The organism is Paraburkholderia acidicola, from assembly GCF_002362315.1.
GTDB lineage: Bacteria > Pseudomonadota > Gammaproteobacteria > Burkholderiales > Burkholderiaceae > Paraburkholderia > Paraburkholderia acidicola.
The window spans coordinates 1,415,487-1,426,669 of the sequence record NZ_MTZV01000004.1 but is presented as its reverse complement, the minus strand read 5'-3'; the positions used below and the strand labels follow the sequence as shown (position 1 = coordinate 1,426,669).

Genomic DNA, 11,183 nt, shown 5'->3' with positions numbered 1-11,183 from the left:
AAGTACAAGGTTTGGCATGAGTCTCTGGATGCGACGCGCTCGCGTCGTGCTGCCGTGGGTGCTGGTGGGGACGGTATCGTGCGCGGTCGTGCTGCTGGCGATGTTGCCGGCGGCCTGGATTACGCCGCAGTTCGCGAAGAAGACGCAGGGGCATATCAACCTCGTCGATCCGGCGGGCTCGCTGTGGCACGGCTCGGCGACGCTGATGCTGGCCGCGGGACCGGATGCGAGCGCGGCGACGCTGCTGCCCGGGCGGATCGAATGGCGCACGGCGTTCTGGCCGCTCTTTATCGGCCGGGTTCGGATGGAGATGCGGCAGAGCGACGCGATGCCCGATCCGGTGAACGTCGATGCCGCGGCGAGTAGCGCGACGCTGTCGGCGGGCAGTATTGCCGTGCCGGCTTCGTTGCTGACCGGGCTAGGCGCACCGTTCAATACGCTCGATCTGCAAGGCGACGTGCGGCTGTCGTGGACCGACTGGCGTGCGTTTCGCGGCCAGTCGTTTGGTCAGTTGACCGTCACGCTCAACGACATGAGTTCGCGTGTTTCGCGGGTCAAGCCGCTGGGATCGTACCGGGTGGTGTTTCAGGCGGAAGGCGCCGCGTCGACGCTCGATCTGTCGACGTTGAAGGGGCCTTTGCTGCTCGATGGGCACGGTACGCTGGGTAATGGCGGATCGTCGTTTCAGGGCACGGCGAGTGCGTCGCCGGATCAGAAGGACAACCTCGCGGGACTGTTGAATCTGCTCGGACGTCCCAACGGGCCGGGTACGGTAGCGCTGACGTTTACGCGGTGATGAGCTGACGCGGCGGGAATTTCGCCGCGATCAGTTGCTGGTGGCTGCTCCGGTTTGCGCGACCGGCGTGGCCGATACAGTCGAGGCACCCGACACGCCCGAAGCACCCGCCGCCGGCGCCGCGACACCGCCCTTCTCGCGAGCCATCTGCGACACATCCCAGCCGCCGCCCAGCGCCTTCACCAATCCCACCGACGACACCATCCGCTGGCCCGCCAGATTCGCGAGCTTCTGTTCCGCCGTGAATGCCGTGGTCTGCGCGGTTAATACGTTCAGATAGGCGACCGTGCCCGACTTGTACTGGTTCGTGATGATGTCGAGCGCCTGGCGGGCTGAATCGACGGCTTGCTGCTGGACGACGATTTCCTGCGCGAGAATGCGCTGCGACGCGAGATTGTCCTCGACGTCCTGGAACGCGGCCAGCACGGTCTGCCGGTAGGTTGCTACCTGCTGGTCGTAGGCGGCGCGCGCGGCGTCCGTCTGCGCGCTGCGCAAGCCGGCATCGAAGAGCGTTGCCGCGAGCTGCGGGCCGACGGTCCAGAAACGCGACGGTGCGGTCAGCAGTTGCGAGAACACCGAGTTCTGGAAGCCGCCGCTCGCGGACAGCGTCAACGTGGGGAAGAACGCGGCAATGGCGATGCCGATCTGCTCGTTGGCTGCCGCTGCCTTGCGCTCCGCCGAGGCGATATCGGGCCGCCGTTCGAGCAGTGCCGACGGCATCTGTTCGGGGACGGCGGGCGGTGTGGCATCAAGCGGCACTGGCGCCAGCGAGAAGGTCGACGCAGGTTCGCCGACGAGCACCGCGATCGCATGTTCGTCCTGCGCGCGTGCGACACCGTTATCGATTGCCGCGGCCTGGGCGGACTGCAACTGCGCCTGCGCCTGGATTACATCGGAACGGCCGGCGACGCCCTGGGCGTACTGGTTCTGCGTGAGCTGCAGCGAACGCGTGTAGGCGGCGACAGTGTCGTCGAGCAGCTTTTGCTGGGCGTCGAGCGAGCGCAGCGAGAAGTAGGTTTGCGCGAGTGTGGCTTGAGCGGACAGCCGGGCGTTGGCGAGATCGGCGGCGGCGCCTTGCTGGCCGGCCTCTTGCGCATTCACCGTGCGGCTCACCTTGCCCCACAGATCGGGCTCCCAGCTGGCGTCGAGCGAGGCGCTGAAACTGTTGCCGATCACGTTCGAATTCGCGCGCGTGGAATTGCTGTTGTTCGTCCCCGTTGCCGCGCGGCTGCGCGAGCCGGACCCCGACGCACTGATGACCGGGAAATACGCTGCGCGCGCCTCGCCGACGAGCGCGCGCGCTTGCCGGTACGCCGCCGCGAATTGCGCGATGGTCTGATTCGCGCTGTTCAGCTTGTCTTCGAGGGCGTTGAGCTGCGCGTCGTTGTAGACGGTCCACCATGCGCCGCGATCGTGCTGATCGGCGGGCTGGGCGGTTTTCCAGCCGTCCGCGGCTTGCTGCGTGGCTTCGGGCGCGGCTTCCTTATAGGCCGCCGGAACCGAGACATCGGGCCGCTTGTAGTCAGGCCCGACCGCACAACCGACGAGCGCGGCCGCGACCGTTGCCGCCACGGCGAGCGTCAGGATGCGTGGCGCAACGGCCAGTGGGCGCGGGGTACGGTGCAACGGCATGCAAAGGGTTCCTGTCGATTCGGCCGACCGGCGGTCGAGTGGTCGGGCGGTCATCCGCGAGGCGGGAAGACGGTGTGTCGCGACGGCTCCGGAATGGTAGCTTACGCGACGCCTCCGGCACGGAAAACAGGAAGAGTAATGTGGGGCGAGGCCTGGGTGTGTTACCGGGCGTTCCGGCTGGTTACGTAGCGTTACCTGGGCCAGGAGGCAACCGCGATGGATGCCAGCAGATGGCGGTGCAAGAGCGAGCGGCTCTCGCACGCCCGATGAGGTTCAGACGCGTTCGCTGAGGCTTTGTCGCGCGAGCTTGCCGGCGGCGGCGCGGCACACCGGCGCGTCGCCGCGCGACTGGCAGACCGATGCGCCCGGCACCAGCGATGCGGCGGCGGCTCCCGGCCCTCTGCCTGCGACGGCGGGCCGAAGCGCGCCCTGCCGTTCGCCTGCCGCTGCCTCAGCCTGCCCGTTGCGACGCGCCCGGCGATGTTCGATCCACGCAAGCAGCAACACACCCAGCGATCCCCCGGGCAACACGAACATCGCCGCGTATAGCGCCAGCTTCCACCAGCGGTGCGAGCCCTGGAACGTGTGCAGTGCGGTGTCGGTGAGGGAGCGGCCCAAGCCGCCGAGGGTGTTTTTCAGGTACAGCATCGCGGGAATCCTTAAGCGTGGCAGCGGGACGCTGGACGCGGCAAAACGGTCAGAACATGGTCTCGAATGGCGCAGATCGCGCGTAACTCGTTGCCTGCAATAATATTGACTATGCAATTAAATTTCAAGATACTTCCGCTTAACCTGACAGTCCTTGTTGTTTTTGGATCGGGCGTCGACCGGCGAATCGGTCGCAGTTAATAAAATCCCCTGCAATTTTTCGGCTCCACGTACGACTCCGATGAACGACAGTCCCCATCGCACAGGCGAGACATCTATCGAATCGAGCCTCGGCTATTACCTGTCGAAGGCACGCGAGGTATTTCTCGAACGGATGGATCGCGCGGTGAAACCGCTGGGGTTGACCGCGCCCCAGGTCGGCGTCGTCGTGCTGCTGTGGTGTGGCCGGGCAACGACGCCGTTCGAGCTGTCGCGGGTCATGTCGTACGACAGCGGATCGATGACGCGGATGCTGGACAGGCTTGAAAAGAAGGGGTTTATCGGACGCACCCGCAGCGAAACCGACCGGCGTATCGTCAAGCTCGAACTGACACCCGCCGGGCGCGAAGCGGCGAGTCAACTGCCCGCGCTCGGTAAAGCGGTGCTGGACGAACAGTTGCACGGATTCTCCACTGACGAAGTCGCTACCCTGGTGAATCTGCTGGGCCGTTTCATCGCGAACGGTACCGGCGCGCAGGATCCAGGCAACGTACTCGCCGGGGTGTGCGGGTTGCGGGAAAAGTCGCCGGAGGAAGACGACGCGTAAGTCAGTCAGGGGGCGCTTTCGGGCGCCATTGTTTTAATCGAATGTCTGTCTGGGCAGAGAGTGCTAGTGCATGAAATATCTGCTTAATAGCGACAACATATGGCTGCCACGACAAGTGTTGGCCCGATGAGGAGAGATTATGGCCGCCACGGCTTCCGCCGCCGCGCCTGCCGCGCCCGCTGACCCTGCCCCGCTCGCTGGCGGCAGGCTCGCATTGCTGACCGTCGGCCTCGCGCTCGGCACCTTCATGGAGGTGCTCGATACATCGATCGCGAACGTCGCCGTGCCGACCATCTCCGGCAGCCTTGGCGTGTCGACGAGCGAAGGCACGTGGGTGATCTCGTCGTATTCGGTGGCGTCGGCGATCGCCGTGCCGCTCACGGGATGGCTCGCGCGGCGGGTCGGCGAGGTGCGGCTGTTCACGCTGTCGGTGGTGCTGTTCACGATCGCGTCGGCGGCATGCGGTTTCGCGCAGAACTTCGAATCGCTGATCGCGTTCCGGCTGCTTCAAGGGCTCGTATCCGGTCCGATGGTGCCGCTGTCGCAGACCATCCTGATGCGCTCGTATCCGCCAGAGAAGCGCGGGCTCGCACTCGGCTTATGGGCGATGACGGTGATCGTCGCACCGATCTTCGGGCCGGTGATGGGCGGCTGGATCACCGACAACTACACATGGCCCTGGATCTTCTACATCAACCTGCCGATCGGTCTGTTCTCGGGCGCCTGCGCATACTTCCTGCTGCGCGGCCGCGAAACGAAGACGGCGAAGCAGCGTATCGACGCGATCGGGTTAGCGTTGCTCGTGATCGGTGTGTCGTGTCTGCAGATGGTGCTCGATCTCGGCAAGGATCGCGACTGGTTCAATTCCAGCTTCATCGTCGGGCTTGCCATCACCGCGGTCGTATCGATTGCGTTCCTGCTTGTCTGGGAGTTGACGGAAAAGGAACCGATCGTCGACCTGACGCTGTTCAAGGATCGCAACTTCGCGCTCGGCGTGTTGATCATTGCCGGCGGTTTCATGGCGTTCTTCGGCTCGGTGGTGATCTTTCCACTGTGGCTGCAGACCGTGATGGGCTATACGCCAGGGCTCGCCGGGCTTGCTACGGCGCCGGTCGGTTTTCTCGCGTTGATCCTCTCACCGCTGATCGGCCGCAACATACACCGGCTCAATGTGCGGATGGTCGCGAGTTTCGCCTTCGTCGTGTTCGCGTTCGTGTCGTTCTGGAACTCGACCTTCACGCTCGACGTCCCGTTCAGCCATGTGATCTGGCCACGACTCGTGCAAGGCATCGGTGTGGCGTGTTTCTTCGTGCCGATGACGACGATCACGCTATCGAGCATGTCCGACGAACGGCTCGCGAGCGCCTCCGGTCTGTCGAATTTCTTCCGTACGTTGTCGGGCGCGATCGGTACCGCGATCAGCACGACGTACTGGGAGAACGACGCGATCTATCACCATGCGGTGTTGTCGGAATCGGTCAATGTGTATTCGCAGAACACAAACGCCTATCGCGATGCGTTGTCTTCGCTCGGCGTTGCGGGACAAAGCGTGACGGCACAGTTGAATGAGATCGTGACGCAGCAGGGCTACATGATGGCAACCAACGATTTCTTCCGCATCTCGTGCGTCGGTTTTGTCTTTCTGGCAGTGCTGGTCTGGATCACGAAGCCGAAGAAAGGCGCGGCGGCGTCGATGGGACATTGACGCCGCGCGACGAGGAGCGCGTGGTGACTGATCACTGCGAGGGCTGTTCTCCGGTTGGCGACGCGATCGACTGCGCGGGCATTGCGTCCGGCACCAACGCTGCGGCAGGCGGCGGTGCGCTGCCTGCCGCTGGTGCGTTCGCTGTGCCGTTGCGCACGAACTGCTTGAAGTCCGCACCGGCTTTCCACGGATCGGGTTTGCAACCGAGCGCGCTATCGCAATGCGCCGCGAAGCCGATCGTGGAGGTGCCGTCGTTGTTCGGTGTCTTCGTGATCTGATACGCGAGAGCGCTTTTGCCGCCATCGGGACCGGTGGTCTGGATCAACGAATCGCTGCGCGATTCAAGCGGATAGCGCGAGTGACCCGTGACCCATGTTTGCGCGCGTTGCCACCAGAGATCGCACTCCGCCTTGCTCGCGCAGGTGAGCGGTGCGGTGGCGATCTGCATGACATCGGGTTGGACCTGACCGCGGGTAGAACAACCGGCGACGAGCGTACCGACAGTACAGAGCGCGGCGATCGACAGGCATTGCTTGATCAAGGTGTTCCTCCGTTGGCGAAGCGGGTCGCTGGTATGAGCATAGTCGTTGGACACCCGTAACGCATGCGTGTTTCAACGGATTCCCGATTCCGGGAAAGCTTGCCATTCCTTTTTTGCAGCAATCGCCGTGCCGCAGCGCTTACCGGTTGCGGCGTGATGTGGCGATGCCGTGATGCCGGATTGCGAGGCGCAAACAAAAAGGCAGTCCGTCTGGACTGCCCTCTTCCTTCTGAAACCTCTGGAACCTGCCGGCGGCGCCTACACGCTAAAGCGGTTCAACGTATACGCGCGATACGCCGCGATAAACGCATCGAACGATCCAACCTCTTCCCGCTCGAGCGTGGCCTGCTCGCTGAGCGATTGCGCGGCGAGTTCGGTCATCTCCTTCGATTTCGCCGCATCGAGCGGACGACTGCGGAACCATGCCGCATGCGCTTCGCTTTGCGCGAGGCCGAACGCAAGAAAGCTTTGTTCCCGTTCACGCATCGTTTTCAGTACGCGTGCCGAGGGCGTCAGCGACACGTCGGCGAGCTTGGCGCGTTGCGTAGTGACTGAGCGCGCGTGACGATCGTCGCCGTGCAATGCATCGAGCCTGGCCGCCGCAAGATCGATCTTCGCGAGCAGCTCATTCGCCCAGTCGATCATTGACACGGTCTTGCCGTCGCGCGTCAATTCGAGCCCCGGCTTGCGGCCTTCGGTCGTTACGGCGCTGAAGTTCTGGTTTGCTTCGCAGTACGCATCGGGAGGCAGCGGCGCGCTGTCGTCGAGCGCGCAGACGAGCAGATACGCATCGAGAAAGCGCGACGTTTCTAGCGAGATGCCAACCGGTTCGAACGGATCGATGTCCATGCAACGCACTTCGACGTATTGCACACCGCGTGTCGCCAGCGCATGCAACGGACGCTCGCCCGGATACGTGACGCGTTTCGGCCGGATGGTCGAATAGAACTCGTTTTCGATCTGCAGCACGTTGGTGTTGATCTGCACCCACTTGCCGTCGCGATGCGTGCCGATTGCTTCGTACTGCGGATACGGCTGGCTGACGGCCTGCGTGAGCGCGTCGAGATAACCCGGCAACGTGTTGTAGTCGGCGCGCAGCGCGGACTGGGCGGTCGTATTCGAATAACCGAGATCGCTCATCCGCAGGCTCGTCGCATACGGACGATAGAGCGTGTCGGCATCGAACGTTTCGAGCGTGTGCGGACGATCGCGCAGAAAGCGCCGGTCGAGCGCGGGCGACGCGCCGAACAGGTACATCAGCAGCCAGCTGGTGCGGCGGAAATTGCGAATCAGCGCGAGATAGCGCTCCGACTGAAAATCGACGGGACTGGCCGTCGACTGCTGGTCTGCATGTAGCAGACGCCACACTTCTTCGCTCAGCGAATAGTTGTAGTGAATTCCCGCGATACATTGCATCGTGCGGCCATAGCGCAGCGAGAGGCCGACGCGATACACGTACTTCAGCTCACCGATGTTCGAGGTGCCATAACGTGCGATCGGAATCTCGTCGTCTGCGGGCAGCAGCGCGGGCATCGAGTTGTTCCACAAGATCTCGGTGTCCAGCTTTGCATAGACGAATCGATGCAGCGTATCGAGTTGCTCCAGCGTCATCGAGACGTCATGTTCCGCCGGCGTGATCAGTTCGACCAGTGCTTCCGAATAGTCGGTGGTCAGCGATGGATGCGTGAGCGCCGAGCCGAACGCGCGCGGATGCCCCGTCATCGCAAGGCGACCGACAGGTGTGACACGCAAGCTTTCCTTTTCGATGCCGCGCAGGCCGGCAGTCAGTGCATCGGGCTGCGGGCCCGTGCTCAGCACGGACAGGCGATGGGAGAGCACGTCGGTCATATTGGGGGATGATGTATTGGGCATCGGTGCAGTTGCAGGTCGGGCGTTGTCTGCCGCCATGACCGCCTGGGGCGGCCGACAACGTTCGGCGGATTCTTGGTAGCGGGACTTTAACATCTCGCCACGAGACCTGCTTGAGGTGCCCTCGCCGCTGCTTTAACGCCTTATGACAGGGCATTTCGCGCGGAACTGTTGATGCGTTCTGGCTTTCGGTCGTCGTTTGATGCGTGCGTTGTTTCGCGTTGTCCTGCCCTGCTTTGACCTGCTTTGACCTGCCTTGACCTGCTTTACGGATTAACCGCCGCGTGCCGCGCCTGCGCGATCCGCGATCTCGTTCCACAGATGCATCGCTGCATACGCGCGCCACGGTCGCCATGCATCGGTGCGCGTGCGCTGCTGTGTCGGACGTACGAGCGACGGATGGCGTGCCGCGATCGATTGCATCAGGACGAGGTCCGTTGCGGGCCACGCGTCCGAGTCGCGCCATGCACGCATCGCGACGTACTCGACGGTCCACGGGCCGATGCCTGGCAATGCGAGCAATGCGGCGCGCAACGCTGTTGCGTCTACGGTGGCGTTGTCGAGCGGTACGTCGCCACACGCGACCGCGTGCGCAAAACCCTGCAGCGCCGCAACCCGTTTGCCTGGCATGCCGATCTTTGCGAGGTCGACGGCGGCGAGCGCGGCGGGCGTTGGAAAACGCCACGCGGTGTGTTCGTGCGGATGATCGTCGATACGTTCGCCGGCGCGTTGCACGAGACGACCGATGATCGTCGTCGCGGCCTTGACACTAACCTGTTGACCAACGATCGCACGCACCACGAGTTCGAAGCCGGACCACGCGCCCGGCACGCGCAATCCAGGTGCGGCGTCGAAGAGCGACGCGAGCCACGGGTCGTCGGCGAAATGCGCGCCGATTGCCTTTGGATTGGCATGCAGATCGAACATGCGCGCGATCGGTGGAGCGAGCGCGTCCGCGTGTCGGCTCGCGGCGCCGTCGATGGTGGCGACAATGCAGCGCTTGCGCGGATGCAACCGCACGGTCAGCGTGCCGGCGTCGCCGGCCCAGTCGATTGCACGGCGATACGCGCCGTCCTCGACCGCTTCGACGCCTGGTGTCGCGCGTCCTTTGAAGAAGCGCAGCAGGCGCGGCCAGTCGAAAGGCGCCTTGAACGGCAGCTCGAGCGAAGCGGTGTGAGCAAGATCGGTCGTCAAGCGGCGTGATCCAGGTCGGCGGCGACGGCCATCGTTACAGGAGCGGACGTTGCGCCGGTGTGGTGCGCCTCTGCATCGAGCAACGCGGCTTTACGCGGCAAGCCCCAGCGATAACCGGCCAGTGCGCCGCCCTTTTGTATCACGCGATGACACGGAATCGCGAGCGCAACCGGGTTCGATGCACACGCGCTGGCGACCGCACGCACCGCGCGCGGCGAGCCGACCGCCTCGGCGATGTCCGAGTAGCTGCGCGTCTCGCCGTACGGAATGCGCTGTAACGCTTCCCACACACGCTGCCGGAATGCGGTAGCGGCGATGTCGAGCGGCAGGTCGATGCGCTCACGGGTGCCGTGCAGATACGCATCGATCTGTTCGATGAACGGTGCGAGTCGCGCGGGATCGTCGATGAATTCGGCGTTGGCGAATTCGCCGCGCAGTTCATCGACGAGCGTCGTAGCGTCATCGCCGAATGCGATCTTGCAGATACCCTTGGCGGTTGCGGCCACGAGCACGAGGCCGAGCGGCGTCGAGGCGCTCGCGTAGTGCACGACGAGGCCCGCACCCTTGCGGCGATACGCGGATGGCGCCATACCGAGTTCGGCGGCGGCGCTGTCGTACATCCGCGATGGCGAACCGAAGCCGGCGTCGACGCTTGCGCGCGTCACCGCTGTGCCGCGCGCAAGCGCATCGCGCAATGCGGCGCCACGCTGCGCGGCCTGATACTGCCGCGGCGACACACCCACGACACGCTTAAAAAGACGCTGCAGATGAAACGGGCTGACGTGCACGAGATCGCTCAACTGCTGCAGCGTCAGACGCTCCTGCGGATCGGCGTCGAGCGCTGCGCATGCGCGGTTCACGATTTCGATCTCGCGCGGCAGGCGGCCTGGCTGGCAACGCTTGCAATCGCGGTAGCCGGCGGCGCGCGCTTCATCGGTGGACAGGAAGAAGTCGACGTTCTCGCGACGCGGCTGGCGCGACGCACACGACGGCCGGCAGAACACGCCGGTCGTTTTGACACCGTAGAAGAACGTGCCGTCGGCGTCAGTGTCGCGGCTCGTGACGGCGGTCCAGCGTTCGGCAGGGGTGGTATAGGCGGTTTTCATCGTGGATTCCGGGAGACAGTTTCGATGTTCACCAATTTAGTCCGCAGGTCGACACAGTACGCTCCGGATCTTGCTCTGTCATTGGAACCCTTCAGACCCGTGTCAGGCCCGTGTGGCGGCCATCAGCACCCATTCCGAAGCAGGCTCCGACCCTGCTTGCAGTGGGTGCTTGTCAGAGAATGTTAATTTCCGGGTTTTCCCTTAAAAAGTTATTGCGTCGCACCAACCCCGTGTGTATAGTCACTCTTGTCTCCTCCATGTCTCCTCCTGATATGGATTAAGCCCGCTCCCAGTGAGCGGGCTTTTTTTCGCCTGCATTCCGCGTACTTTTTCGTCATATCAGACGGTCGGGCCAGCCTCATACAAGCGCATGCCAGCGCGCCGCCTCGCCCCCTGCTCTTTGGCCGTGCCGGCATATACCCGGTGTTTCTTTTAAACTTTCACTAGCCAGCCGCAGCCGGAATAATCCGCGGACTGAACCGGTAAGGGAGTGCGCTCCATGCAGATTCACATTCGAGAGATCGACCACGTCGTGCTCCGTGCCACCGATCTCGAGGCCATGACCCGCTTCTATTGCGACGTGCTCGGATGCAGCGTCGAGAAGGAGCAGCGCGAAATCGGCCTCGTTCAGTTGCGGGCCGGACGTTCGCTGATCGACCTGCTGGCGGTGGGCAGCAAAATCGATCGTGTGGAAAACGGTGTGCCGGGCGCCGGGCGCAATATGGATCACCTGTGTCTGCGCGTCGAACCGTTCGATGCCGCTGCGTTGGAAAAACACCTCGCTGAGTGCGGCGCGCGGATCGGCGAGCTGGGGACGCGCTATGGCGCGGATGGCTTTGGCACGTCGCTGTACCTGTTCGATCCGGAGGACAACATGGTCGAACTCAAAGGTCCGCCGGACGCTGCGCGGGCCACTTCGCTCTAAG

The 11,183-nt window shown here is 63.7% G+C and carries 10 protein-coding genes; 4 read left to right on the top strand and 6 right to left on the bottom strand.

Annotated elements, in window-relative coordinates; genetic code table 11:
• The first annotated feature begins 16 nt into the window (after window positions 1–16).
• The gene (locus tag BWP39_RS16685; RefSeq protein ID WP_096721932.1) at window positions 17–796 is read left to right on the top strand and encodes a type II secretion system protein N; all 780 of its coding nucleotides are present in this window, start codon (window positions 17–19) and stop codon (window positions 794–796) included.
• 30 nt (window positions 797–826) lie between these two features.
• Here the strand turns inward: BWP39_RS16685 and BWP39_RS16680 are convergent, their stop codons facing one another.
• Window positions 827–2,428 (bottom strand): efflux transporter outer membrane subunit, encoded by a 1,602-nt coding sequence (locus tag BWP39_RS16680; protein ID WP_096721930.1) that lies wholly within the window; start codon window positions 2,426–2,428, stop codon window positions 827–829.
• Window positions 2,429–2,701: 273 nt separating this feature from the next.
• Window positions 2,702–3,076: a hypothetical protein gene (locus BWP39_RS16675; RefSeq protein ID WP_096721928.1), complete on the bottom strand. Its 375-nt coding sequence runs from the start codon at window positions 3,074–3,076 to the stop codon at window positions 2,702–2,704.
• Window positions 3,077–3,317: 241 nt separating this feature from the next.
• Between BWP39_RS16675 and BWP39_RS16670 the strand changes: the two genes are divergently transcribed.
• Both BWP39_RS16670 and BWP39_RS16665 read left to right on the top strand, forming a co-directional pair.
• Window positions 3,318–3,842: a MarR family winged helix-turn-helix transcriptional regulator gene (locus BWP39_RS16670; RefSeq protein ID WP_096721926.1), complete on the top strand. Its 525-nt coding sequence runs from the start codon at window positions 3,318–3,320 to the stop codon at window positions 3,840–3,842.
• 136 nt (window positions 3,843–3,978) lie between these two features.
• On the top strand, window positions 3,979–5,547 hold the full coding sequence (locus BWP39_RS16665) for a DHA2 family efflux MFS transporter permease subunit (RefSeq protein WP_407944800.1): 1,569 nt from the start codon (window positions 3,979–3,981) through the stop codon (window positions 5,545–5,547).
• A gap of 31 nt (window positions 5,548–5,578) precedes the next feature.
• Here the strand turns inward: BWP39_RS16665 and BWP39_RS16660 are convergent, their stop codons facing one another.
• From BWP39_RS16660 to ada, 4 genes are all read right to left on the bottom strand, one after another.
• Window positions 5,579–6,085, bottom strand: coding sequence for a hypothetical protein (locus tag BWP39_RS16660; RefSeq protein WP_096722679.1), 507 nt, complete (start codon window positions 6,083–6,085; stop codon window positions 5,579–5,581).
• A 261-nt stretch (window positions 6,086–6,346) separates the two neighbouring features.
• On the bottom strand, window positions 6,347–7,960 hold the full coding sequence (gshA, locus tag BWP39_RS16655; RefSeq protein ID WP_096722677.1) for a glutamate--cysteine ligase: 1,614 nt from the start codon (window positions 7,958–7,960) through the stop codon (window positions 6,347–6,349).
• A 270-nt stretch (window positions 7,961–8,230) separates the two neighbouring features.
• Complete coding sequence (locus tag BWP39_RS16650) at window positions 8,231–9,151, bottom strand: DNA-3-methyladenine glycosylase family protein (protein WP_096721922.1); 921 nt, start codon at window positions 9,149–9,151, stop codon at window positions 8,231–8,233.
• Window positions 9,148–10,257, bottom strand: coding sequence for a bifunctional DNA-binding transcriptional regulator/O6-methylguanine-DNA methyltransferase Ada (gene ada, locus BWP39_RS16645; protein ID WP_096721920.1), 1,110 nt, complete (start codon window positions 10,255–10,257; stop codon window positions 9,148–9,150). The genes BWP39_RS16650 and ada overlap by 4 nt, the downstream gene beginning before the upstream one ends.
• A 499-nt stretch (window positions 10,258–10,756) precedes the next feature.
• Here ada and BWP39_RS16640 point away from each other — a divergent pair, with 499 nt between their 5' ends.
• On the top strand, window positions 10,757–11,182 hold the full coding sequence (locus tag BWP39_RS16640) for a VOC family protein (RefSeq protein WP_096721918.1): 426 nt from the start codon (window positions 10,757–10,759) through the stop codon (window positions 11,180–11,182).
• Window position 11,183: the final 1 nt, after the last annotated feature.